Here is a 24,347-nt window from a genome sequence, read left to right on the forward strand (position 1 = left end):
AAATATTAACAGCTACCGCTTTGGTGGTATTTGATCTAATACCCCCCCTCAGAGTCCCCCTTCGTCTTGATCGTTATCAATTCTCACCATCTTTCATAGCGTTACCTTCGCTGCAAATCAGCAATGTCGATTTAGAGAGCCACAGGCTCCACACAGGAGATACCCGATGAGCAAATTTTTGGACCGGTTTCGCTACTTCAAACAGAAGGGTGAAACTTTTGCCGATGGGCACGGCCAGGTTCTGGATACCAACCGGGACTGGGAAGACGGTTACCGTCAACGCTGGCAGCATGACAAAGTTGTCCGTTCTACCCACGGCGTAAACTGCACTGGCTCATGTAGCTGGAAGATTTTCGTTAAAAACGGTCTGGTGACCTGGGAAATGCAGCAGACCGATTATCCGCGTACCCGTCCGGATATGCCGAACCACGAGCCGCGTGGCTGCCCGCGTGGGGCCAGCTACTCCTGGTATCTCTACAGCGCAAACCGACTGAAATACCCGCTGATGCGTAAACGCCTGATGAAAATGTGGCGTGAAGCGAAAGTGCAGCACAGCGATCCGGTTGATGCCTGGGCCTCCATCATTGAAGATGCCGACAAAGCGAAAAGCTTCAAGCAGGCGCGTGGTCGCGGTGGTTTCGTTCGCTCTTCCTGGAAAGAGGTGAACGAGCTGATTGCGGCTTCCAACGTCTACACCGTGAAAACTTACGGTCCTGACCGTGTGGCAGGCTTCTCGCCAATCCCGGCGATGTCGATGGTCTCTTACGCCTCCGGCGCGCGCTACCTGTCACTCATCGGCGGTACCTGCCTGAGCTTCTACGACTGGTACTGCGACCTGCCGCCAGCGTCGCCACAGACCTGGGGCGAGCAGACCGACGTGCCGGAGTCCGCTGACTGGTACAACTCCAGCTACATCATCGCCTGGGGCTCTAACGTTCCGCAGACCCGTACCCCGGATGCGCACTTCTTTACTGAAGTACGTTACAAAGGGACCAAAACCGTTGCCGTGACCCCAGACTACGCCGAAATTGCCAAGCTGTGCGACCTGTGGCTGGCGCCGAAACAGGGTACCGATGCCGCCATGGCGCTGGCGATGGGCCACGTCATGCTGCGCGAATTCCACCTCGACAAGCCAAGCCAGTATTTCACTGATTACGTGCGTCGCTACACCGACATGCCAATGCTGGTGATGCTCGAAGAGCGTGACGGCTATTACGCCGCAGGCCGTATGCTGCGTGCCGCAGATCTGGTGGACGCGCTGGGTCAGGAAAACAACCCGGAGTGGAAAACGGTCGCCTGCAACAGCAACGGCGAGCTGGTGGCGCCAAACGGCTCTATCGGCTTCCGCTGGGGCGAAAAAGGCAAATGGAACCTGGAGCAGCGTAACGGCACCACGGGTGAAGAGACGGAACTTCGTCTCAGCATGCTGGGCAGCCAGGATGAGATCGCCGATGTCGGCTTCCCGTACTTTGGTGGTGAAGGTTCCGAGCACTTCAACAAGGTTGAGCTGCAAAACGTTCTGATGCACAAACTGCCGGTTAAGCGCCTGCAACTGGCGGACGGTTCTACTGCTCTGGTCACTACCGTCTACGATCTGACCATGGCGAACTACGGCCTAGAGCGCGGCCTGAACGATGAAAACTGCGCGACCAGCTATGATGACGTGAAGGCTTATACCCCGGCCTGGGCGGAGCAGATCACCGGCGTGCCACGCGCGCAGATCACCCGTATCGCGCGTGAATTTGCGGAAAACGCCGACAAAACCCACGGTCGCTCCATGATCATCGTCGGTGCCGGTCTGAACCACTGGTATCACCTCGATATGAACTATCGCGGCCTGATCAACATGCTGATCTTCTGCGGCTGCGTCGGGCAGAGCGGCGGCGGCTGGGCGCACTACGTGGGCCAGGAAAAACTGCGTCCGCAGACCGGCTGGCAGCCGCTGGCGTTTGCCCTTGACTGGCAGCGTCCGGCCCGTCACATGAACAGCACCTCCTACTTCTATAACCACTCCAGCCAGTGGCGCTACGAGACGGTTACCGCCCAGGAACTGCTGTCGCCGATGGCGGATAAATCCCGCTACAGCGGCCACCTGATTGACTTCAACGTGCGCGCTGAGCGTATGGGCTGGCTGCCGTCTGCGCCGCAGCTGGGCACGAACCCGCTGCGCATTGCGGAAGCGGCGAAGAAAGCGGGCATGTCACCGGTTGACTACACCGTTAAATCCCTCAAAGACGGCTCAATCCGCTTCGCGGCAGAACAGCCGGAGAACGGTAAAAACCATCCGCGTAACCTGTTCATCTGGCGCTCTAACCTGCTGGGTTCGTCCGGTAAAGGCCATGAATACATGCTGAAATACCTGCTCGGTACCGAAAACGGTATTCAGGGTAAAGATCTCGGCAAGCAGGGCGGCGTGAAGCCAGAAGAAGTTGAATGGAAAGACAACGGTCTGGACGGCAAGCTGGATCTGGTGGTAACGCTGGACTTCCGTCTGTCCAGTACCTGCCTGTACTCCGATATCGTGCTGCCTACCGCCACCTGGTACGAAAAAGACGACATGAATACGTCGGATATGCATCCGTTTATTCATCCGCTGTCTGCGGCCGTTGACCCGGCATGGGAATCAAAAAGCGACTGGGAAATCTACAAAGACATCGCGAAGAAATTCTCCGAAGTCTGTGTAGGGCACCTGGGCAAAGAGACCGACGTGGTGACGCTGCCAATCCAGCACGACTCCGCTGCCGAACTGGCGCAACCGCTGGACGTGAAGGACTGGAAAAAAGGCGAGTGCGACCTGATCCCAGGCGTAACCGCGCCGCACATTATTCCGGTTGAACGTGATTACCCGGCAACGTACGAGCGCTTTACCTCTATCGGCCCGCTGATGGAAAAAATCGGTAACGGCGGGAAAGGGATCGCCTGGAACACCCAGAGTGAAATGGACCTGCTGCGCAAGCTCAATTACACCAAAGCGGACGGCCCGGCGAAAGGCCAGCCGATGCTGAACACGGCGATTGATGCGGCGGAAATGATCCTGACCCTGGCCCCGGAAACCAACGGCCACGTGGCGGTGAAAGCCTGGGCGGCCCTGAGCGAGTTTACCGGTCGTGACCATACGCACCTGGCGAAGAATAAAGAGGAAGAGAAAATCCGCTTCCGCGATATTCAGGCCCAGCCGCGCAAGATTATCTCCAGCCCGACCTGGTCTGGCCTCGAAGATGAACATGTGTCCTATAACGCCGGATACACCAACGTTCACGAGTTGATCCCATGGCGCACGCTGTCTGGCCGTCAGTCTCTGTATCAGGATCACCAGTGGATGCGTGACTTCGGTGAAAGCCTGCTTGTGTACCGTCCGCCAATCGACACCCGCTCCGTGAAAGCGGTGATGGGTGCGAAATCGAACGGTAACCCTGAGAAGGCGCTGAACTTCCTGACGCCGCACCAGAAGTGGGGTATCCACTCCACCTATAGCGACAACCTGCTGATGCTGACCCTGTCGCGCGGGGGGCCAATCGTCTGGATGAGCGAAGCGGACGCCAAAGATCTGGGTATCGAAGATAACGACTGGATTGAAGTGTTCAACAGCAACGGTGCCCTGACGGCACGTGCGGTAGTGAGCCAGCGTGTACCGGCCGGGATGACCATGATGTACCACGCGCAGGAACGTATCGTTAACCTGCCGGGGTCTGAGATCACCGAACAGCGCGGCGGTATTCACAACTCCGTGACCCGTATTACGCCGAAGCCGACCCACATGATCGGTGGTTATGCCCAGCTGGCCTACGGCTTTAACTACTACGGCACCGTAGGATCGAACCGCGATGAGTTCGTGGTGGTACGTAAGATGAAGAATATTAACTGGTTAGATGGCGAAGGTAATGACCAGGTACAGGAGAGCGTAAAATGAAAATTCGTTCACAAGTCGGCATGGTGCTGAATCTGGATAAATGCATCGGCTGTCATACCTGCTCAGTCACCTGTAAAAACGTCTGGACCAGCCGTGAAGGTATGGAGTACGCCTGGTTCAACAACGTGGAAAGTAAGCCGGGCACCGGCTTCCCGACCGACTGGGAAAACCAGGAGAAGTGGAAGGGCGGCTGGATCCGTAAAATCAACGGCAAACTGCAACCGCGCATGGGTAACCGTGCCATGCTGCTGGGTAAAATCTTCGCTAACCCGCATCTGCCGGGCATCGATGATTACTACGAGCCATTTGATTACGACTACCAGAACCTGCACAACGCGCCGGAAAGCAAACACCAGCCGATCGCCCGTCCTCGCTCGCTGATCACCGGCCAGCGCATGGACAAAATTACCAGCGGTCCAAACTGGGAAGAGATTCTGGGCGGCGAGTTCGAAAAACGCGCCAAAGACCAGAACTTCGAGAACATGCAGAAGGCGATGTACGGCCAGTTCGAAAACACCTTCATGATGTACCTGCCGCGCCTGTGCGAACACTGCCTTAACCCGGCGTGCGTGGCGACCTGCCCAAGCGGCGCCATCTACAAGCGTGAAGAAGATGGCATTGTGCTGATCGACCAGGACAAGTGCCGCGGCTGGCGTATGTGCATCACCGGCTGCCCGTACAAAAAAATCTACTTCAACTGGAAGAGCGGTAAGTCTGAGAAGTGCATCTTCTGCTACCCGCGTATCGAAGCCGGTATGCCGACCGTCTGCTCAGAGAGCTGCGTAGGTCGTATCCGCTACCTCGGCGTGCTGTTGTACGACGCGGACGCGATTGAAAATGCCGCAAGCACCGAGAACGAGAAAGATCTGTATCAGCGTCAACTGGATGTCTTCCTCGATCCAAACGATCCGAAGGTTATTGAGCAGGCGCTGAAAGACGGTATTCCGCAGAGCGTGATTGACGCCGCACAGCAGTCTCCGGTGTACAAAATGGCGATGGACTGGAAGCTGGCCCTGCCGCTGCACCCGGAATACCGCACGCTGCCGATGGTCTGGTACGTGCCGCCGCTGTCTCCGATTCAGTCTGCGGCGGACGCGGGTGAACTGGGCAGCAACGGCATTCTGCCGGACGTGGAAAGCCTGCGTATCCCGGTTCAGTATCTGGCCAACCTGCTCACCGCCGGGGATACCCAGCCGGTACTGCTGGCGCTGAAACGTATGCTGGCGATGCGTCACTTCAAACGTGCGGAAACCGTTGACGGCGTGAACGATACCCGCGCGCTGGAAGAGGTTGGTCTGACCGAAGCGCAGGCGCAGGAGATGTACCGCTATCTGGCAATCGCTAACTACGAAGATCGTTTCGTGGTGCCGAGCAGCCACCGTGAACTGGCTCGCGAGGCCTTCCCGGAGAAAAGTGGGTGTGGCTTTACCTTTGGCGACGGTTGCCACGGGTCAGACAGCAAATTCAACCTGTTCAACAGCCGCCGCATCGACGCGATGGATGTGACCAGCAAAACGGAGCCGCACCAATGATTGAACTCGTCATTGTTTCGCGTCTGCTCGAGTACCCTGATGCTGCGCTTGTGCAGCATCAACAGGAACTCTTTGATGCACTCGCGTCATCTGAAAACCTGGATAAAGAGGATGCCCAGAAGCTGGGCGTTTTCCTCCGCGATCTGCTGGCGCGCGATCTTCTTGATGCGCAGGCGGACTACAACCAGCTGTTTGACCGGGGGCGTGCCACGTCTCTGCTGCTGTTCGAACACGTTCACGGTGAATCCCGCGACCGTGGTCAGGCGATGGTGGATCTGATGGCCCAGTACGAGCAGCACGGTTTGCAACTCGACAGCCGCGAGCTGCCGGATCACCTGCCGCTGTATCTGGAATATCTGGCGCAGTTGCCGAAAGAGGAAGCGCTGGGCGGGTTGCAGGATATTGCTCCCATTCTGGCGTTGCTCGGCGCGCGTCTCCAGCAACGTGAGAGCAGCTATGCACTCCTGTTTGATCTGCTGGTGAAACTGGCTAACGCCTCGGTTGACAGTAAAAAAGTGGCGGAAAAAATCGCGGATGAAGCCAGGGACGATACCCCACAAGCACTGGATGCCGTCTGGGAAGAAGAGCAGGTGAAATTCTTTGCTGACCAGAGCTGTGGCGAATCTGAAATCTCCGCGCATCAGCGTCGTTTTGCCGGAGCGGTGGCTCCGCAATATTTGAATATCTCTAACGGAGGACAGCACTAATGCACTTCCTGAATATGTTCTTCTTTGACATTTACCCGTATATCGCGGGCACCGTGTTCCTGGTGGGAAGCTGGCTGCGTTATGACTATGGCCAGTACACCTGGCGTGCTGCCTCCAGCCAGATGCTGGATCGTAAAGGGATGAACCTGGCGTCAAACCTGTTCCACATCGGGATTTTGGGGATTTTCGCCGGTCACTTCCTGGGGATGCTGACCCCGCACTGGATGTACGAAGCGTGGCTGCCGATTGACGTGAAGCAGAAGATGGCGATGCTCGCCGGTGGCGCCTGCGGCGTGATGACCCTGGTGGGTGGTCTGTTGCTGCTGAAACGCCGTCTGTTCAGCCCACGCGTGCGGGCTACCACGACCGGAGCGGACATCCTGATCCTCTCCCTGCTGATGGTGCAGTGTGCGCTTGGTCTGCTGACCATTCCATTCTCTGCGCAGCATATGGACGGCAGCGAGATGATGAAGCTGGTGGGATGGGCGCAGTCTGTCGTGACCTTCCGCGGGGGCGCCTCTGAGCATCTGGACGGCGTGGCGTTCATCTTCCGCGTTCACCTGGTGTTGGGTATGACCCTGTTTGTGCTGTTCCCGTTCTCTCGCCTGGTGCACATCTGGAGTGCGCCGGTGGAGTACCTGACGCGCAAATATCAGGTTGTGCGTGCTCGTCGCTGATTCGCTGTATTAATACAACCCCGCATATGCGGGGTTTTTTTTGTCCCCGATCCAGGGTTTCGTGCGGATGCCGGGTGGCGGCTGCGCCTTACCCGGCCTACAGAATTCACTATGCTCGAATCGAACCCTGGTCGAAGCTTCTTATCCTTCCCCGCATGGGAGAACCATGGGGCATTGTGCTTTGAGAGAGTGCTGTAGCATCTGGAAGTGATGGTGGTGGGGGAAGGATTACTCAGCGCTTCGCGCTTCGCCCTTCGGGTCGTTGCCTGCGGCAACGCTTTCTCGCTACGCTCGAATCGAACCCTGGTCGAAGCTTCTTATCCTTCCCCGCACTGAAGAACCATGGGGCATTGTGCTTTGAGAGAGTGCTGTAGCATCTGGAAGTGATGGTGGTGGGGGAAGGATTACTCAGCGCTTCGCGCTTCGCCCTTCGGGTCGTTGCCTGCGGCAACGCTTTCTCGCTACGCTCGAATCGAACCCTGGTCGAAGCTTCTCATCCTTCCCCGCACTGAAGAACCATGGGGCATTGTGCTTTGAGAGAGTGCTGTAGCATCTGGAAGCAATGGTGGTGGGGGAAGGATTCGAACCTTCGAAGTCGATGACGGCAGATTTACAGTCTGCTCCCTTTGGCCGCTCGGGAACCCCACCAGGGGTAATTCATATTTTGAGGTAAAGCTGGATATGGTGGTGGGGGAAGGATTCGAACCTTCGAAGTCGATGACGGCAGATTTACAGTCTGCTCCCTTTGGCCGCTCGGGAACCCCACCACGGGGTAATGCTTTTAACTGGCCTGCTTACTGTTGGAAGCGGGGCGCATCATATCAAATGAGACGCCCCTGTAAAGCATTCCTTTAGGAAAATGAAGCTGTTTGCCTGCTTTTTATCCGCAAAGGCGTAAAGCTAATCAATTCATTTTCCGAGGGATTAAAGAATAATCGTTCTGTTGCCGTACACAAAGACGCGCTGGGCAAGTACCTGATACAGCGCACGGCTTAGTACGTTCTTCTCAACGTCACGGCCAGCACGCATCATATCTTCTGCCGTGTAGGTGTGATCCACGTGAATCACGTCCTGCATGATGATTGGGCCTTCATCCAGATTATCATTCACGTAGTGCGCGGTTGCGCCAATGATCTTCACCCCACGCTCGTATGCCTGGTGATACGGACGCGCGCCAATAAAGGCTGGCAGGAAGGAGTGGTGGATGTTGATAATCTTGTTCGGGAAGCGCGCCACGAAGGATGGCGTCAGCACGCGCATATATTTCGCCAGCACCACGTAGTCCGGGTTATGCGCTTCAATCGCAGCAGCCATCAGGTTGTCGTGCTCTTCACGGGTATGGCCTTCGTGACTGACCAGCTCAAACGGAATGTCGAAACGTTCAACCAGTGTACGCAGCGTCTCGTGGTTGCCAATGACGGCGGCAATTTCGACGTCCAGGCCACCGTAGTTGGCTTTCATCAGCAGATCGCCCAGGCAGTGCGCCTCTTTGGTGACCAGAATGACAATACGGCGACGGCCCGCCGGGTTCAGCTCGCGCACCGAGCCTTCCGGCAGGGCGCTGTCCAGATCGGCAAGCAAGGTTGTGTCGTTGAAAATGCCTTCCAGTTCAGTACGCATAAAGAAGCGACCAGTACGGTGGTCAACGAACTCGTTGTTCTGCACGATATTCAGTTCATGCTTGTAGCAAATGTTGGTAATTCGTGCGATCAGCCCTTTTTGATCGGGACAGATAGTGCGCAGAACTTTACGTTGTAATGATTGCATCGCCGGGAAATCCTGTTTATGTATTTGCGAAGTCTGAGTTGTCAGGCATTACTGCCGCAACACTTTTTAAATTTTTTTCCTGAACCACAGGGGCAGGGATCGTTACGACCGAATTGCGGACGTGTGCCGTCAATATAATACCATTGCCCGCTGTCCTTTAAGAACCGTGAGCGTTCAATGATGGTGCTGGGTTTGTTTTGTTCGCTAAAGCGGGCGACAAAACTGACATAGCCCTCGTTCGCATCGCGGCCGGGAGCGGCTTCAAAGACGGTGAGGCCCAGCCAGACGGTGTTAGCAAATCCGGCTTCAATCTCTTGGCGAAAATCGGCAGCATGGCAGGACGGATGCCAGGTCTTAATCAGGTAGTCTGCGTTTTTGATCACAAAAGCAGTATACCGCGAGCGCATAAGGTGTGACGGGTCTGGTGCAACCTGCTTGCCAGAAAGATATCGCTGGCAACATAGGCTATACTCCAGAGCGCTACCACAGGGGCAGAGTTGAGACACGATTCTCTTCCTGGAACAAAAAATAAGGCGTTAAACGCTTAAGGTAGCAATATGTTAACTGAGCAGGTGCGTTGACGCTATGTCGGGAATCCAGGGGAAGTAAAACAGGGCTAATGAGAAAGGTAAAAATTGGACTGGCGTTGGGCTCAGGTGCTGCCCGGGGTTGGTCACATATTGGCGTTATCAATACCTTAAACCAGATGGGGATTGACGTTGATATTGTTGCAGGATGTTCTATCGGGTCGCTGGTCGGATCTGCGTACGCCTGCGGTAAGCTCCCGGAGCTTGAAAGCTGGGTGCGCTCCTTCAGTTACTGGGATGTGCTGCGCCTGATGGATCTCTCCTGGCAGCGTGGCGGCCTGCTGCGCGGCGAACGCGTGTTCAATCAGTTTCGCAAGATAATGCCCCTCGCTGACTTCAGCCACTGCCAAATGCCTTTCGGGGCCGTTGCAACCAACCTCAGTACGGGCAGGGAGTTATGGCTCACCGAAGGGGATATTCATCTCGCCGTTCGTGCATCCTGTAGTATGCCTGGGTTAATGGCGCCTGTGCCTCACAACGGCTACTGGCTCGTTGACGGTGGTGTAGTGAATCCTGTCCCTGTCTCTCTGACGCGCGCCATGGGGGCGGATATCGTTATTGCCGTGGATTTACAGCACGATGCTCACCTCATGCAGCAAGATTTGATGCCGGTTAATCTTCAGAGCGATGATGCGGAAGAAGAGAAACTTGCCTGGCATGCTCGATTACGCGGCAGAATAGGGCGCCTGGCTGCCCGTCGCGCGGTGACCGCACCGAACGCCATTGAAATCATGACGACCTCTATTCAAATTCTTGAGAATCGCCTCAAGCGAAACCGTATGGCTGGCGATCCTCCGGATATTCTTATTCAACCCTATTGTCCACAAATCTCTACCCTTGATTTCCACCGGGCTGAGGCCGCCATAGCAGCGGGCTCGTTAGCCGTCGAAAAGAAAATAGATGAACTGTTGCCTTTTGTGCGTACAGCACGTTGAGCACTTTTTTGATTACTTCAGCAAAATCTGACAGGCGATAGTACCAATAGCATGCCACTATTGAGTAACTGTCAGCCAGGGGAGGAACCATGACACAGCCATTGGCCGGAAAACATATTTTGATAGTAGAAGACGAGCCCGTTTTCCGATCGCTACTGGATTCGTGGTTATCCTCACTGGGTGCAACCACGTCCCTTGCCGAAGATGGCGTCGAGGCACTGGAAAAAATGGCCAGCATGGCGCCGGATCTGATGATCTGCGATCTCGAGATGCCGCGCATGGACGGATTAATGCTGGTAGAAAACCTGCGTAATGAAGGTTATCAGACACCGATACTGGTGATCTCGGCCACCGAAAATATGGCGGATATTGCTAAGGCGTTGCGTTTAGGAGTGCAGGATATCCTGCTCAAACCGGTTAAAGATTTAAACCGTCTGCGCGAAACGGTGTTGGCCTGCCTGTATCCCAATATGTTCAATTCCCGGGTGGAAGAAGAAGAACGTCTTTTCCAGGACTGGGATGCTTTAGTCAGTAATCCGCTCGCGGCCGCGAAGCTGCTTCAGGAACTTCAGCCGCCGGTGCAGCAAAATATCTCTCATTGCAGAGTAAATTATCGCCAGCTGGTAGCGGCTGACCAGCCTGGACTGGTGCTGGATATTGCGCCGCTCTCGGATTCCGACCTCGCTTTTTATTGCCTCGATGTTACCCGAGCGGGAGATAACGGCGTTCTGGCGGCCTTATTACTCCGGGCGCTGTTTAATGGATTGCTACAGGAACAATTATCCCATCAGGGGCAACGACTTCCTGAGTTAGGCAGTTTACTAAAACAGGTCAACCAACTTTTTCGCCAGGCCAATTTACCGGGGCAGTTCCCGCTTCTGGTTGGCTATTATCACAGCGGGTTGAATAACCTTATTCTGGTGTCTGCGGGATTAAATGCCACACTGAATACTGGCGAACACCATATTCAGGTGAGTAACGGCGTGCCGTTGGGTACGCTGGGAAATACTTACCTTAATCAAATTAGCCATCGCTGCACCTCCTGGCAGTGCCAAATTTGGGGTGCCGGAGGGCGGTTACGCTTAATGTTGTCCACGGAGTAAGCAGTCAGATTTTATTTTTCAGATTGCTTTACCTGTGTTTTTGCTGGCAGTGCTACTATCGCTGCCAGTTTCATGCGTATTTGTCTTAATTGATCGGCAACGCGTTCTTTTCAGACCCGTATTAGTGGCTGAGACTGTATACTTAACGCGTTATTCAATGCATAAAAGTTCAAAACTTGAACAGTTCAGGAGAATTTCAATGGCTGCCCTTAATTCGAAAGTCAGAAAGGCCGTTATCCCGGTGGCGGGATTGGGTACCAGGATGTTGCCAGCGACGAAGGCAATCCCAAAAGAGATGCTGCCTCTGGTTGATAAGCCATTAATCCAGTATGTCGTGAATGAATGTATTGCAGCAGGTATCACCGAAATTGTGCTGGTGACGCATTCATCTAAAAACTCTATCGAAAACCATTTCGATACCAGTTTCGAACTCGAAGCAATGCTGGAAAAACGCGTTAAGCGCCAGCTGCTGGAGGAAGTGCAGTCTATTTGTCCTCCACACGTTACCATTATGCAGGTTCGTCAGGGCCTGGCGAAGGGCCTGGGGCATGCAGTATTGTGCGCACATCCTGTAGTGGGTGATGAGCCGGTCGCGGTTATTCTGCCTGATGTGATCCTTGATGAGTACGAGTCCGATCTTTCCCAGGAAAACCTGGCGGAAATGATTAAACGCTTCGACGAAACCGGCAGCAGCCAGATTATGGTTGAGCCAGTCGACGACGTGACCGCTTACGGCGTGGTTGACTGCAAAGGCGTTGACCTGCAACCTGGCGAAAGCGTACCGATGGTTGGCGTTGTTGAAAAACCTAAAGCGGACGTCGCGCCGTCTAACCTTGCTGTTGTTGGTCGTTACGTACTGAGCGCTGAAATTTGGGCGCTGCTGGCGAAAACGCCTCCGGGTGCGGGCGATGAAATCCAGCTGACGGATGCTATCGATATGCTGATCGAGAAAGAGACCGTGGAAGCCTACCATATGAAAGGTAAGAGCCATGACTGCGGGAATAAGCTCGGTTATATGCAGGCATTCGTCGAATATGGTATTCGCCATAACAGCCTGGGTGAAGAATTTAAAGCCTGGCTCAAAGGTAGCGTGGGTATTAAGTAATAAACTCACCAGCCTGTGAACAAGACCGGTGTGGCGTCGCCCACCGGTTTTTTTATGCCTGTCACTCTGTAAATGACGGGGGATTGTCAAGGACGTTAAATACGGAGCCTCACAATATGACAGAATGTAAGGAGATGTTCGGGCGGATATTACAGGCATAAAAAATCCCGCATTAAGCGGGATTTTTCAGAATCTTTCCAGATTAATCCTTGATCAGGAAGTCATCCAGTTGTTTACCTTGTTCGTCCATTGCTTTCTTGATTACAGCAGGAGTACGGCCCTGGCCAGTCCAGGTTTTCTCTTCGCCGTTCTCATCGATGTAGCTATATTTAGCAGGACGTGCCGCGCGTTTTGCTTTGGTACCGGTTTTAGCCGCAGCCATGCTGTTCAGCAATTCGTTTGGATCGATACCATCGGCAATCAGCATTTCGCGATACTGTTGCAGTTTACGTGTACGTTCTTCGATTTCAGCCGCAGCTGCGCTTTCTTCTTCACGACGTTCGTTAACTACAACTTCTAATTTTTCGAGCATTTCTTCAAGCGTCTCAAGGGTACATTCTCTTGCCTGCGCACGAAGAGTACGGATGTTGTTCAGAATTTTAAGTGCTTCGCTCATTGTAGTAATCTCAAACTTATAATGGGGGTGGGTTTGTTGTCCTAATAATAGAGCCTTAATTTCACTTATGCAATAGGTGGGAATGTAAGGAATTCAAAAAATACAAAATAAACGACGCTATTATTAATTACGCTAACTTAAATTTCATTGTTTGTTGGGGCTGCGAGATATCGTTTCAAACGGCAAAAGCGCGTCATTTGCATGTTTGTTTTGTGACTTTTACCTCAGGAATTATAGTTGCGGTTGATAAATATCAGCCTTTTGTATTACCCCGTGTAAACGCAGCGAAGCCAGGAATAGTTAATAAATAGTGAATTTTAATGAACGAAGAAGACACTATAAAAAGAAGTGTTATCTCTGGTTGCGGTCTCACCTTATTGTCAGTGTTTAATGCCTTTACTGCCTGTTTTAACGCATTATTTTGCGCTACTCGCGAAGGATTTACCGGTGCATGGCAGGTTGGAGTGTGCTGCTCGCCGCAGCTGACGGTACAAAATATGGTACAATGATCCATCGGGAATATTTCACATTGATTAGGGTTCTTCGGCCAATGGCACAACTTTATTTCTACTATTCGGCAATGAATGCAGGGAAATCGACGGCGTTACTGCAATCCTCATACAATTATCAGGAGCGGGGGATGCGTACCGTTGTTTATACCGCCGAAATCGACGATCGCTTTGGGGCAGGGAAGGTAAGCTCAAGAATAGGGCTTTCATCGCCTGCAAGGCTGTTTAACCCTCAAACGGACCTGCTGGAGGACATTCGTGTCGAGCATGCCTCTAAGCCTGTCCATTGCGTGCTGGTAGATGAAAGCCAGTTCCTGACCCGTGAGCAGGTCCATGCGCTTTCAGAGGTCGTTGATGAGCTGGATATTCCCGTTCTTTGCTATGGATTACGTACCGATTTTCGTGGGGAGTTATTTGCCGGCAGCCAGTATCTGCTCGCCTGGTCGGATAAGCTGGTTGAGCTGAAAACAATCTGCTTTTGTGGCCGCAAGGCAAGTATGGTTCTTCGCCTGGACCAGTCGGGTAAACCCTATGCTGATGGCGAGCAGGTGGTGATAGGAGGCAATGAACGTTATGTCTCGGTCTGCCGCAAGCATTATAAAGAGGCGCTGGCTGTAGGCTCGCTGACGGCGTTACAGGGCGACAATCGAAAATAACAAGAATGTTTTACCGATCCTCAGATATAAAAAAACCCGCTGCTGGCGGGTTTTTTATCACACTGTCAACTAAGCGTTTTTCTTCGCTTTCTTGTCAGCCTTTACAACTGCGGGGATTTCAACTTTTACGGCTGCGACATCGCTTTCAGTGAAGTTACGACCGTAATAAGTATCCAGCAGGATCTGTTTCAGTTCGGAAATCAGTGGGTAGCGCGGGTTAGCACCAGTACACTGGTCATCGAATGCATCTTCAGACAGCTTATCTACGTGAGCGAGGAAGTCAGCTTCCTGAACGCCTGCTTCGCGGATAGATTTAGGAATACCCAGTTCCGCCTTCAGACTTTCCAGCCATGCCAGCAGTTTTTCGATCTTCGCGGCAGTACGGTCGCCCGGTGCGCTCAGACCCAGGTGATCGGCGATTTCAGCATAACGACGGCGCGCCTGTGGACGGTCGTACTGGCTGAATGCAGTTTGCTTGGTTGGGTTGTCGTTGGCGTTATAGCGGATAACGTTGCTGATCAACAGGGCGTTCGCCAGACCGTGAGGAATGTGGAACTGTGAACCCAGCTTGTGCGCCATAGAGTGACAGACACCCAGGAAGGCGTTAGCAAACGCGATGCCCGCGATTGTTGCCGCACTGTGTACACGTTCACGCGCAACAGGGTTTTTCGAACCTTCGTTGTAAGAAGCTGGCAGGTTTTCTTTCAGAAGTTTCAGCGCCTGCAAAGCCTGACCGTCAGAGAACTCAGAAGCCAGTACGGAAACGTAAGCTTCCAGAGCGTGAGTTACCGCATCCAGACCACCGAACGCACACAGTGATTTCGGCATTTCCATGACCAGGTTGGCGTCAACGATAGCCATATCTGGCGTCAGTGCGTAGTCAGCCAGCGGGTATTTCTGACCGGTTGCGTCATCAGTCACAACGGCAAATGGCGTCACTTCTGAACCAGTACCGGATGTGGTGGTGACGGCGATCATTTTCGCTTTCACGCCCATTTTCGGGAACTTGTAGATACGTTTACGGATATCCATAAAGCGCAGCGCCAGTTCTTCGAAGTGAGTTTCCGGATGCTCGTACATCACCCACATAATTTTCGCAGCGTCCATTGGGGAACCGCCACCCAGTGCGATGATCACATCAGGTTTGAAGGAGTTCGCCAGTTCAGCGCCTTTACGTACAACGCTCAGGGTTGGGTCAGCTTCAACTTCAAAGAAGACTTCAGTTTCCACGCCAGCCGCTTTCAGAACAGAGGTGATCTGGTCTGCATAGCCATTGTTGAACAGGAAACGGTCAGTCACGATGAGCGCACGTTTGTGGCCATCAGTAATCACTTCATCCAGCGCGATTGGCAGAGAGCCGCGGCGGAAGTAGATAGATTTCGGAAGTTTGTGCCACAACATGTTTTCAGCTCGCTTAGCAACGGTTTTCTTGTTGATCAGGTGTTTTGGACCAACGTTTTCAGAGATGGAGTTACCACCCCAGGAACCACAACCCAGAGTCAGGGAAGGTGCGAGTTTGAAGTTGTACAGATCACCGATACCACCCTGAGAAGCAGGGGTGTTGATCAGGATACGTGCCGTCTTCATCTTCTGACCGAAGTAAGCAACACGCTCAGGCTGGTTATCCTGATCGGTGTACAGGCAAGAGGTGTGGCCGATACCGCCCATTGCCACCAGTTTCTCTGCTTTTTCTACCGCGTCATCAAAATCTTTCGCACGGTACATTGCCAGCGTTGGGGAGAGTTTCTCGTGAGCAAACGGCTCACTTTCATCAACGACTTTCACTTCACCAATCAGAATCTTGGTGGTAGCAGGGACGCTAAAGCCAGCGAGTTCAGCAATTTTATACGCTGGCTGACCTACGATAGCTGCGTTCAGCGCGCCATTTTTCAGGATCACGTCCTGAACGGCTTTCAGTTCTTTACCTTGCAACAGGTAGCCGCCGTGGCTGGCGAAACGTTCACGAACGGCGTCGTATACCGAATCAACCACGACAACAGACTGTTCAGATGCGCAGATAACGCCGTTATCGAAGGTTTTAGACATCAGCACAGAAGCAACTGCACGCTTGATATCTGCCGTTTCGTCGATCACAACAGGGGTATTACCTGCGCCGACGCCGATGGCTGGTTTACCGGAGCTGTATGCTGCTTTAACCATACCAGGACCACCGGTCGCCAGAATCAGGTTAATGTCCGGGTGATGCATCAGAGCGTTGGACAGTTCAACAGAAGGTTGGTCGATCCAGCCGATCAGATCTTTTGGCGCACCCGCCGCAATGGCAGCCTGAAGCACGATATCTGCTGCTTTGTTGGTGGCGTCCTTCGCACGTGGATGCGGAGAGAAAATGATTGCGTTACGTGTCTTCAGACTGATGAGAGATTTGAAGATGGCGGTAGAGGTTGGGTTAGTGGTTGGAACGATACCGCAAATGATGCCGATCGGTTCTGCGATGGTGATGGTGCCGAAAGTATCGTCTTCTGACAGCACACCGCAGGTTTTCTCATCTTTATAGGCGTTGTAGATATACTCTGAAGCAAAGTGGTTTTTGATCACCTTATCTTCAACGATACCCATGCCGGATTCGGCAACGGCCATTTTAGCGAGAGGGATTCGAGCATCAGCAGCAGCCAGAGCGGCCGCGCGGAAGATTTTATCAACCTGTTCTTGGGTGAAATTGGCATATTCACGCTGGGCTTTTTTTACGCGCTCGACGAGGGCGTTCAGTTCAGCGATATTGGTAACAGCCATAATGCTCTCCTGATAATGTTTAAACTCTTTTAGTAAACCAGCGCTCGATACGTCTGACAGTATAGTCAGAGCCGATCCCACTTGCGTAACACACAGTAAAACAAAGGATTACTCACTGCTCCAGCTCACTAATTTACTAAAAGAGCCTTACCTTAGCATCATACCTTTTTGATAGGTGATCTCCCTGGCGGCGTAACCAAGATTACTCACTTCTGAGTACGAAAATTATGATCAAGATCAATTTTGTCCTAAGCTGATACCTTTCAGCAGGGTTATTTTGTGCTAATTATTCTACTGTTAAATAATTAAGTAACTATTGGAAGCGGCAATATCATTGATTACACAAATGTTTAACATCATGAATTGATAACGTTTAGGAACAGATTTCTGGTGAAGTGTGCGGCTAAAAAGCGTATCTTCAGCGCGGATTTATCATGACACGCAGTTTCTCCCTGGACATGCTCAATTGCGGAGCTTAATGTGATTCAAACGCTCTTTGATTTCCCTACATATTTCAAGTTTTTTATCGGCTTGTTTGCTCTTGTTAACCCGGTAGGGATCATCCCTGTCTTCATCAGTATGACCAGCTATCAGACGGCTGCGGCACGAAATAAAACCAACCTGACGGCAAACCTGTCGGTGGCGATCATCCTACTTACGTCTCTTTATCTCGGGGACGCCATTCTTCAGGTCTTCGGCATCTCGATTGATTCGTTCCGTATAGCAGGCGGGATCCTGGTGGTGACGATTGCCATGTCGATGATCAGCGGCAAGCTGGGGGAGGATAAACAGAACAAGCAGGAAAAATCAGAGACAGCAATCCGCGAGAGCATTGGGGTTGTGCCACTGGCGCTGCCGCTGATGGCGGGCCCGGGGGCGATCAGTTCCACCATTGTCTGGGGAACGCGCTACCACAGCCTGATGCACCTGATTGGCTTTTCCGTCGCCATTGCGCTGTTCGCGCTGTGCTGCTGGGGCGTATTTCGTATGGCGCCATGGCTGGTTCGCTTGCTGGGACAAACGGGCATCAACGTGATTACCCGTATCATGGGTCTGTTGTTAATGGCGTTGGGCATCGAATTTATCGTTACCGGCATAAAAAGTATTTTCCCCGGGTTAGTACACTGACTTTCATTTGAAAGAGCGGAGCCAGCGGCTCCGTTTTTTTTACGTGATTATCTGCAAATCATATAAATAAAGTTGAAATAGGCGCCAGTCATAATAAGTTCTACTAATAACTCTCTTTTGTTGTTTTTCAAGAGGTTGTTTATTTTCATTTACCCTTGCCGCGCATAAATCCCTCAAACACTCTGTTATTTTACTCACATGATACTCTGGGGCTTGCTGACAGATAACCGAAATGATATTAGTAATTTCGATGCTGACTCAGACGAATGTGCTAAATAATAATCAATTGTTAAATTATCGTGAAAAGTCGTTCAACTAAGCCATGTCGTCGCGTTTGGAGCAACAAAATTTCTTATCTGTATGAATTATATCTCTTTTTGTTGATTTCGGCGTAAGCCAAGGTTGGCGCCTTAGTTATGCCAGCCATCGTAAAAGAGAAATGCTTAACAAATTTGCAAAATGTATTGGCGAGAGTTGGCACCATTTGGTACTTTCCGGCCTTATATTTTGCAGCATTAAACAAGTTGATGAGAACTATTTTCATATAGCCCTCACGTAAGATATCCAACGCATCTCTCTGACAGGGGAGCGGTGTAAAGAATCGACGCAAGACCGCCGTTCGAGCGGTCAGTAATAATGAAGTCGGTGATAGCAAGAAGTAAAAAAAGAACCTGACAGTAGCAAAAAAACTCCTGCGCTGTACAGGCCCCAACAGGGGATTACACAACTGGCGAAGGCCAGTCATTATAATGAGTGGAGTATCAACACAATGTCCATCATCACAAAAAAAAGTCTGGTAGCGGCGGGGATTTTAACTGCGCTAATCGCGGGCAACGCTGCAATGGCTGCGGACGTTCCTGCTGGTGTTCAGCTGGCTGAGAAGCAAACGCTGGTACGTAATAACGGTGCGGAAGTGCAGTCTCTTGATCCGCACAAAATTGAAGGTGTTCCAGAGTCTAACGTTAACCGCGATCTGTTTGAAGGTCTGCTGGTGACTGACGTAGACGGCCACCCGGCTCCGGGCGTGGCGGAAAAATGGGACAACAAAGATTTTAAAGTCTGGACCTTCCATCTGCGTAAAGATGCCAAATGGTCCGACGGTACGCCGGTTACCGCCGAAGATTTCGTCTATAGCTGGCAGCGTCTGGCGGATCCAAATACCGCCTCCCCGTATGCGAGTTACCTCCAGTATGGCCATATTGCCAATATCGATGACATCATCACGGGTAAAAAGCCAGTAACCGACCTGGGCGTAAAAGCCATCGATGCCAATACCTTTGAAGTGACGTTGAGCGAACCTGTTCCGTACTTCTATAAGCTGCTGGTTCACCCGTCCGTCTCCCCGGTACCAAAATCCGCGGTAGAAAAATTTGGTGAAAAATGGACGCAGCCTGCGAATATCGTGACCAACGGTGCATATAAGCTGAAGGACTGGGTCGTTAACGAACGTATGGTGCTGGAGCGCAACCCGCAGTATTGGGATAATGCGAAGACCGTTATCAATCAGGTCACCTACCTGCCAATCTCTTCTGAAGTGACGGACGTAAACCGCTACCGCAGTGGTGAAATCGACATGACCTATAACAACATGCCGATTGAACTGTTCCAGAAGCTGAAAAAAGAGATCCCGAAAGAAGTTCACGTCGATCCGTATCTGTGCACCTACTATTACGAAATTAACAACCAGAAAGCACCGTTCACCGACGTACGTGTTCGTACCGCACTGAAGCTGGCTCTGGATCGCGACATTATCGTGAATAAAGTGAAGAATCAGGGCGACCTGCCAGCTTACAGCTACACCCCGCCTTACACCGACGGTATGAAGCTGGTTGAACCTGAATGGTTCAAATGGTCCCAGGAAAAACGTAACGAAGAAGCGAAAAAACTGCTGGCTGAAGCTGGCTATACCGCCGACAAGCCGCTGACCTTTAGCCTGCTGTACAACACCTCTGATCTGCATAAAAAACTGGCTATTGCCGTCGCGTCTATCTGGAAGAAAAACCTCGGCGTGAACGTGAAGCTGGAAAACCAGGAATGGAAGACCTTCCTCGATACGCGCCACCAGGGAACCTTTGACGTGGCACGTGCAGGATGGTGTGCGGACTATAACGAACCGACCTCATTCCTGAACACCATGCTGAGCGACAGTTCGAACAACACCGCACACTATAAGAGCCCGGCGTTTGATAAGCTGATTGGCGAAACCCTGAAGGTGGCAGATGACGCCCAGCGCGCCGATCTGTACGCGAAATCAGAACAACAGCTCGATAAAGACTCTGCGATCGTTCCGGTTTACTACTACGTTAACGCCCGCCTGGTGAAACCATGGGTAGGGGGTTATACCGGTAAAGACCCGTTGGATAATATTTCCGTTAAGAATCTTTATATTATCAAGCATTAATGGCAATACGTGGGGCGAGCGAGCTTGCCCCACTGTGTCTATTTTGTAACATTCATCAGGCACACGCCAGAAGGTACGGGCAATGTTGAAATTTATCCTGCGTCGCTGTCTTGAAGCGATTCCAACGTTATTTATTCTAATTACAATTTCCTTCTTCATGATGCGTCTTGCACCGGGCAGTCCTTTTACCGGTGAACGCACGCTTCCGCCAGAGGTTATGGCCAACATCGAAGCGAAATACCATTTAAACGATCCTATCACTACGCAGTACTTCAACTATCTGAAGCAACTTGCACACGGTGATTTTGGTCCGTCATTTAAATATAAAGACTATTCCGTTAACGACCTGGTGGCGTCCAGCTTCCCGGTATCGGCTAAATTAGGAGCTGCTGCATTTATCCTGGCCGTTGTTCTCGGTGTCACTGCGGGCGTTATCGCCGCGCTTAAACAAAATACCCGATGGGATTACGCCGTAATGGGGGTCGCAATGACCGGGGTGGTTATCCCCAGCTTCGTTGTTGCGCCGTTGCTGGTCATGATATTCGCCATAACCCTGAAATGGCTTCCCGGAGGCGGCTGGAACGGCGGGGCGCTGAAGTTCATGATATTGCCGATGGTGGCATTATCTCTGGCCTACATCGCCAGCATCGCCCGTATTACCCGCGGTTCAATGATTGAAGTCCTGCACTCGAACTTCATCCGTACCGCCCGTGCGAAAGGGCTGCCGATGCGCCGGATTATTTTCCGTCATGCCCTCAAGCCTGCACTGTTACCGGTACTCTCCTATATGGGCCCTGCTTTCGTCGGCATTATCACGGGTTCAATGGTGATTGAAACCATTTATGGTCTGCCGGGCATCGGGCAGCTGTTTGTTAACGGGGCGCTTAACCGTGACTATTCGCTGGTGCTGAGCCTGACGATCCTCGTGGGTGCGCTGACCATTCTGTTTAATGCCGTTGTCGATGTGCTGTATGCCGTTATCGACCCGAAAATCCGTTACTAACTGGAGCACGCCATGATGTTGAGTAAGAAAAACAGCGAGGCGCTGGAAAACTTCAGTGAAAAGCTGGAGGTTGAAGGTCGTAGCCTTTGGCAGGACGCCCGCCGTCGTTTTATGCATAACCGTGCCGCCGTTGCCAGCCTGGTCGTGCTGGTGCTTATTGCGCTGTTTGTCACCCTGGCGCCAATGCTCTCTCAGTTCACCTATTTCGATACGGACTGGGGCATGATGTCCAGCGCGCCGGATATGGAATCCGGGCACTATTTCGGCACTGACTCCTCCGGGCGTGATTTGCTGGTGCGTGTGGCGATTGGCGGCCGTATCTCCCTGATGGTTGGCATCGCGGCGGCGCTGGTGGCGGTGATCGTCGGCACGCTTTACGGTTCGCTTTCCGGATACCTCGGCGGGAAAGTGGACTCCGTGATGATGCGTATGCTTGAAATCCTGAACTCCTTCCCGTTCATGTTCTTCGTCATTCTGCTGGTGACCTTCTTTGGTCAAAATATCCTGCTGATCTTCGTGGCGATCGGGATGGTGTCCTGGCTGGATATGGCGCGTATTGTGCGCGGCCAGACGCTGAGCCTCAAACGTAAGGAGTTTATCGAAGCCGCACAGGTTGGTGGTGTTTCTACCGCCAATATTGTGGTGCGTCATATCGTTCCTAACGTGCTGGGCGTGGTTGTGGTATACGCCTCCCTGCTGGTGCCAAGTATGATCCTGTTTGAATCTTTCCTGAGCTTCCTGGGATTAGGTACGCAAGAGCCGCTGAGTAGCTGGGGCGCTCTGTTAAGTGATGGCGCAAACTCCATGGAAGTGTCACCGTGGTTACTGCTGTATCCGGCGGGCTTCCTGGTCGTCACCCTGTTCTGTTTCAACTTTATCGGCGATGGCCTGCGTGATGCCCTCGACCCGAAAGACCGTTAAGGAGCGCCGTCATGACTATTATTGAAACGGCAACCGCGCCACAGGCGCAACAGCGGACCAGCGCACTGCTGGACGTTAAAGACCTCCGCGTGACGTTTAAAACCCCCGACGGTGATGTTACTGCCGTTAACGATCTCAACTTCGACCTGCGTGCCGGTGAAACGCTGGGCATTGTGGGCGAATCCGGTTCCGGTAAATCCCAGACCGCATTCGCGCTGATGGGCCTGCTGGCATCAAACGGCGTGATCGGTGGTTCGGCGACGTTTAACGGAAAAGAGATCCTGAATTTGCCGGAACATGAGCTGAATAAGCTGCGCGCGGAGCAGATTTCAATGATTTTCCAGGATCCGATGACGTCCCTGAACCCCTATATGCGTGTGGGCGAACAGCTGATGGAAGTGCTGATGCTCCACAAAGGGCTGGGTAAAGCCGAAGCGTTTGAAGAGTCCGTCAAAATGCTGGATGCGGTGAAAATGCCTGAGGCACGTAAGCGCATGCGCATGTATCCGTACGAATTCTCCGGCGGTATGCGCCAGCGCGTCATGATCGCGATGGCATTGCTTTGTCGGCCAAAACTGCTGATCGCTGATGAACCGACCACCGCTCTGGACGTAACCGTCCAGGCGCAGATCATGACGTTGCTGAACGAGCTGAAGCGCGAGTTCAACACCGCCATCATCATGATCACCCACGATTTAGGCGTCGTTGCCGGGATCTGCGACAAAGTGTTAGTCATGTATGCAGGCCGCACGATGGAATACGGTAATGCCCGCGATGTGTTCTACCAGCCAGCCCATCCGTACTCTATCGGGTTGCTGAATGCCGTACCGCGCCTTGATGCGGAAGGGGAGTCGCTGCTGACTATCCCGGGTAACCCGCCAAACCTGCTGCGTCTGCCAAAAGGCTGTCCGTTCCAGCCGCGTTGTCCGCATGCGATGGAAATCTGTAACAGCGCACCGCCGCTGGAAGCGTTTGTCCCAGGCCGTCTGCGCGCCTGCTTTAAGCCGCTGGAGGAGCTGGTATGAACGCAATTGACGAAAAAAGAAATGTGCTGCTCGAAATCGCTGACCTGAAGGTCCATTTCGATATCAAAGACGGTAAACAGTGGTTCTGGCAGCCTGCCAAAACCCTGAAAGCGGTGGATGGCGTCACGCTACGCCTGTACGAAGGGGAGACCCTGGGCGTGGTGGGTGAATCTGGCTGCGGCAAATCGACATTTGCGCGTGCGATCATCGGCCTGGTGAAGGCCACCGACGGGAAAGTGGCCTGGCTTGGCAAAGATCTGCTGGGGATGAAGCCGGATGAATGGCGCGACGTGCGCAGCGACATCCAGATGATTTTCCAGGATCCGCTGGCGTCCCTGAACCCGCGTATGACCATTGGCGAAATCATTGCCGAGCCGCTGCGCACCTATCATCCGAAGATGCCGCGCCAGGAAGTTCGCGATCGGGTGAAAGCGATGATGCTCAAGGTGGGTCTGTTGCCTAACCTCATCAACCGCTACCCACATGAGTTTTCCGGCGGTCAGTGCCAGCGTATCGGTATCGCACGCGCGTTGATCCTTGAACCAAAACTGATTATCTGTGACGAGCCGGTTTCGGCGCTGGACGTCTCCATCCAGGCCCAGGTGGTTAACCTGCTACAGAAACTGCAACGGGAAATGGGGCTGTCGCTGATCTTCATCGCCCACGATCTGGCGGTGGTAAAACACATTTCGGACCGTGTGCTGGTCATGTATCTGGGCCACGCCGTGGAGCTGGGTACGTATGATGAGGTGTACCACAATCCGCTGCACCCTTATACCAAAGCGCTGATGTCTGCGGTTCCCGTTCCGGATCCCGATCTGGAAAAAAATAAAACCATTCAGCTTCTGGAAGGTGAACTGCCTTCGCCAATCAACCCGCCTTCAGGCTGCGTATTCCGTACGCGATGCCCAATAGCCGGGCCGGAATGTGCAAAAACACGGCCGGTTCTGGAGGGCAGTTTCCGACATGCGGTTTCCTGCCTGAAAGTAGACCCGTTATAATCGCAAGGGCTGA

General features: G+C 52.7%; 18 protein-coding genes, 2 tRNA genes and 2 other RNA genes. 14 read left to right on the forward strand and 8 right to left on the reverse strand.

Features of this window, described 5'->3' with window-relative positions; all coding sequences use genetic code 11:
• The first annotated feature begins 166 nt into the window (after positions 1–166).
• The 4 genes from AM329_RS04785 to narI are packed head-to-tail and all read left to right on the forward strand — an operon-like array spanning position 167 to position 6,826.
• A complete protein-coding gene (locus tag AM329_RS04785; protein WP_023300281.1) occupies positions 167–3,910 on the forward strand; it encodes a nitrate reductase subunit alpha in 3,744 nt (1,247 codons plus the stop codon).
• Positions 3,907–5,442: a nitrate reductase subunit beta gene (narH, locus tag AM329_RS04790; RefSeq protein WP_017384243.1), complete on the forward strand. Its 1,536-nt coding sequence runs from the start codon at positions 3,907–3,909 to the stop codon at positions 5,440–5,442. The genes AM329_RS04785 and narH overlap by 4 nt, the downstream gene beginning before the upstream one ends.
• Positions 5,439–6,149 (forward strand): nitrate reductase molybdenum cofactor assembly chaperone, encoded by a 711-nt coding sequence (gene narJ, locus AM329_RS04795; protein ID WP_032609429.1) that lies wholly within the window; start codon positions 5,439–5,441, stop codon positions 6,147–6,149. The genes narH and narJ overlap by 4 nt, the downstream gene beginning before the upstream one ends.
• Positions 6,149–6,826: a respiratory nitrate reductase subunit gamma gene (narI, locus tag AM329_RS04800; protein WP_003856712.1), complete on the forward strand. Its 678-nt coding sequence runs from the start codon at positions 6,149–6,151 to the stop codon at positions 6,824–6,826. The genes narJ and narI overlap by 1 nt, the downstream gene beginning before the upstream one ends.
• Positions 6,827–7,037: 211 nt before the next feature.
• On the opposite strand, the gene AM329_RS04805 is transcribed toward narI, so the two are convergent.
• The 6 genes from AM329_RS04805 to AM329_RS04830 form a co-directional block, all read right to left on the reverse strand.
• Positions 7,038–7,168: non-coding RNA, RtT sRNA (locus AM329_RS04805), on the reverse strand.
• A gap of 45 nt (positions 7,169–7,213) precedes the next feature.
• A non-coding RNA gene (locus AM329_RS04810) (RtT sRNA) lies at positions 7,214–7,344 on the reverse strand.
• Between the two features lie 45 nt (positions 7,345–7,389).
• A tRNA-Tyr gene (locus AM329_RS04815) sits at positions 7,390–7,474 on the reverse strand.
• A gap of 34 nt (positions 7,475–7,508) precedes the next feature.
• A tRNA-Tyr gene (locus tag AM329_RS04820) sits at positions 7,509–7,593 on the reverse strand.
• Positions 7,594–7,750: 157 nt separating this feature from the next.
• Positions 7,751–8,593 (reverse strand): formyltetrahydrofolate deformylase, encoded by an 843-nt coding sequence (purU, locus tag AM329_RS04825; RefSeq protein ID WP_003856715.1) that lies wholly within the window; start codon positions 8,591–8,593, stop codon positions 7,751–7,753.
• Positions 8,594–8,634: 41 nt separating this feature from the next.
• Positions 8,635–9,099, reverse strand: a complete 465-nt coding sequence (locus AM329_RS04830) for a YchJ family protein (protein WP_032609423.1) — start codon at positions 9,097–9,099, stop codon at positions 8,635–8,637.
• Positions 9,100–9,212: 113 nt separating this feature from the next.
• Here AM329_RS04830 and rssA point away from each other — a divergent pair, with 113 nt between their 5' ends.
• The 3 genes from rssA to galU all read left to right on the forward strand — a co-directional run bounded on the left by rssA (position 9,213) and on the right by galU (position 12,323).
• Positions 9,213–10,115 (forward strand): patatin-like phospholipase RssA, encoded by a 903-nt coding sequence (rssA, locus tag AM329_RS04835; protein ID WP_003856719.1) that lies wholly within the window; start codon positions 9,213–9,215, stop codon positions 10,113–10,115.
• 89 nt (positions 10,116–10,204) lie between these two features.
• Positions 10,205–11,218 carry a two-component system response regulator RssB gene (gene rssB / locus AM329_RS04840; RefSeq protein ID WP_003856721.1) on the forward strand — a complete coding sequence of 338 codons (1,014 nt, stop codon included), beginning with the start codon at positions 10,205–10,207 and terminating at the stop codon, positions 11,216–11,218.
• A 199-nt stretch (positions 11,219–11,417) separates the two neighbouring features.
• On the forward strand, positions 11,418–12,323 hold the full coding sequence (gene galU, locus AM329_RS04845) for a UTP--glucose-1-phosphate uridylyltransferase GalU (RefSeq protein ID WP_003856723.1): 906 nt from the start codon (positions 11,418–11,420) through the stop codon (positions 12,321–12,323).
• 202 nt (positions 12,324–12,525) lie between these two features.
• Here the strand turns inward: galU and hns are convergent, their stop codons facing one another.
• Complete coding sequence (gene hns / locus AM329_RS04850; protein ID WP_003856724.1) at positions 12,526–12,939, reverse strand: histone-like nucleoid-structuring protein H-NS; 414 nt, start codon at positions 12,937–12,939, stop codon at positions 12,526–12,528.
• Positions 12,940–13,489: 550 nt separating this feature from the next.
• Here hns and tdk point away from each other — a divergent pair.
• Positions 13,490–14,104, forward strand: coding sequence for a thymidine kinase (tdk, locus tag AM329_RS04855; protein WP_032610234.1), 615 nt, complete (start codon positions 13,490–13,492; stop codon positions 14,102–14,104).
• A 69-nt stretch (positions 14,105–14,173) separates the two neighbouring features.
• Here tdk and adhE read toward each other — a convergent pair whose 3' ends face one another.
• On the reverse strand, positions 14,174–16,855 hold the full coding sequence (gene adhE, locus AM329_RS04860; RefSeq protein ID WP_003856730.1) for a bifunctional acetaldehyde-CoA/alcohol dehydrogenase: 2,682 nt from the start codon (positions 16,853–16,855) through the stop codon (positions 14,174–14,176).
• A 480-nt stretch (positions 16,856–17,335) separates the two neighbouring features.
• Here adhE and AM329_RS04865 point away from each other — a divergent pair, with 480 nt between their 5' ends.
• The 6 genes from AM329_RS04865 (at position 17,336) to oppF (ending at position 24,334) form a co-directional block, all read left to right on the forward strand.
• Positions 17,336–17,983, forward strand: a complete 648-nt coding sequence (locus AM329_RS04865) for a YchE family NAAT transporter (protein WP_017384236.1) — start codon at positions 17,336–17,338, stop codon at positions 17,981–17,983.
• A 769-nt stretch (positions 17,984–18,752) separates the two neighbouring features.
• On the forward strand, positions 18,753–20,384 hold the full coding sequence (gene oppA, locus AM329_RS04875) for an oligopeptide ABC transporter substrate-binding protein OppA (RefSeq protein WP_003856736.1): 1,632 nt from the start codon (positions 18,753–18,755) through the stop codon (positions 20,382–20,384).
• 82 nt (positions 20,385–20,466) lie between these two features.
• Entirely contained in the window at positions 20,467–21,387 is a 921-nt protein-coding gene (oppB, locus tag AM329_RS04880) for an oligopeptide ABC transporter permease OppB (RefSeq protein ID WP_003856738.1), read from the forward strand.
• A gap of 12 nt (positions 21,388–21,399) precedes the next feature.
• Positions 21,400–22,308, forward strand: a complete 909-nt coding sequence (gene oppC, locus AM329_RS04885) for an oligopeptide ABC transporter permease OppC (protein WP_015570372.1) — start codon at positions 21,400–21,402, stop codon at positions 22,306–22,308.
• An 11-nt stretch (positions 22,309–22,319) separates the two neighbouring features.
• Positions 22,320–23,333 carry an ABC transporter ATP-binding protein gene (locus AM329_RS04890; RefSeq protein WP_032609420.1) on the forward strand — a complete coding sequence of 338 codons (1,014 nt, stop codon included), beginning with the start codon at positions 22,320–22,322 and terminating at the stop codon, positions 23,331–23,333.
• The gene (gene oppF, locus AM329_RS04895) at positions 23,330–24,334 is read left to right on the forward strand and encodes a murein tripeptide/oligopeptide ABC transporter ATP-binding protein OppF (RefSeq protein WP_003856743.1); all 1,005 of its coding nucleotides are present in this window, start codon (positions 23,330–23,332) and stop codon (positions 24,332–24,334) included. Before AM329_RS04890 ends, oppF begins: the two co-directional genes overlap by 4 nt.
• The last annotated feature ends 13 nt before the right edge of the window (positions 24,335–24,347 follow it).

The organism is Enterobacter cloacae complex sp. AR_0002, assembly GCF_001922365.1.
GTDB lineage: Bacteria > Pseudomonadota > Gammaproteobacteria > Enterobacterales > Enterobacteriaceae > Enterobacter > Enterobacter hormaechei_C.

What these genes read in the sequence shown, in the direction of transcription:
- AM329_RS04785 (WP_023300281.1), top strand. Translation starts at nt 167, where the DNA reads ATGAGCAAATTTTTGGACCGGTTTCGCTACTTCAAACAGAAGGGTGAA.
- narH (WP_017384243.1), top strand. Translation starts at nt 3,907, where the DNA reads ATGAAAATTCGTTCACAAGTCGGCATGGTGCTGAATCTGGATAAATGC.
- narJ (WP_032609429.1), top strand. Translation starts at nt 5,439, where the DNA reads ATGATTGAACTCGTCATTGTTTCGCGTCTGCTCGAGTACCCTGATGCT.
- narI (WP_003856712.1), top strand. Translation starts at nt 6,149, where the DNA reads ATGCACTTCCTGAATATGTTCTTCTTTGACATTTACCCGTATATCGCG.
- purU (WP_003856715.1), bottom strand. Translation starts at nt 8,593, where the DNA reads ATGCAATCATTACAACGTAAAGTTCTGCGCACTATCTGTCCCGATCAA.
- rssA (WP_003856719.1), top strand. Translation starts at nt 9,213, where the DNA reads ATGAGAAAGGTAAAAATTGGACTGGCGTTGGGCTCAGGTGCTGCCCGG.
- rssB (WP_003856721.1), top strand. Translation starts at nt 10,205, where the DNA reads ATGACACAGCCATTGGCCGGAAAACATATTTTGATAGTAGAAGACGAG.
- galU (WP_003856723.1), top strand. Translation starts at nt 11,418, where the DNA reads ATGGCTGCCCTTAATTCGAAAGTCAGAAAGGCCGTTATCCCGGTGGCG.
- hns (WP_003856724.1), bottom strand. Translation starts at nt 12,939, where the DNA reads ATGAGCGAAGCACTTAAAATTCTGAACAACATCCGTACTCTTCGTGCG.
- tdk (WP_032610234.1), top strand. Translation starts at nt 13,490, where the DNA reads ATGGCACAACTTTATTTCTACTATTCGGCAATGAATGCAGGGAAATCG.
- adhE (WP_003856730.1), bottom strand. Translation starts at nt 16,855, where the DNA reads ATGGCTGTTACCAATATCGCTGAACTGAACGCCCTCGTCGAGCGCGTA.
- oppA (WP_003856736.1), top strand. Translation starts at nt 18,753, where the DNA reads ATGTCCATCATCACAAAAAAAAGTCTGGTAGCGGCGGGGATTTTAACT.
- oppB (WP_003856738.1), top strand. Translation starts at nt 20,467, where the DNA reads ATGTTGAAATTTATCCTGCGTCGCTGTCTTGAAGCGATTCCAACGTTA.
- oppC (WP_015570372.1), top strand. Translation starts at nt 21,400, where the DNA reads ATGATGTTGAGTAAGAAAAACAGCGAGGCGCTGGAAAACTTCAGTGAA.
- AM329_RS04890 (WP_032609420.1), top strand. Translation starts at nt 22,320, where the DNA reads ATGACTATTATTGAAACGGCAACCGCGCCACAGGCGCAACAGCGGACC.
- oppF (WP_003856743.1), top strand. Translation starts at nt 23,330, where the DNA reads ATGAACGCAATTGACGAAAAAAGAAATGTGCTGCTCGAAATCGCTGAC.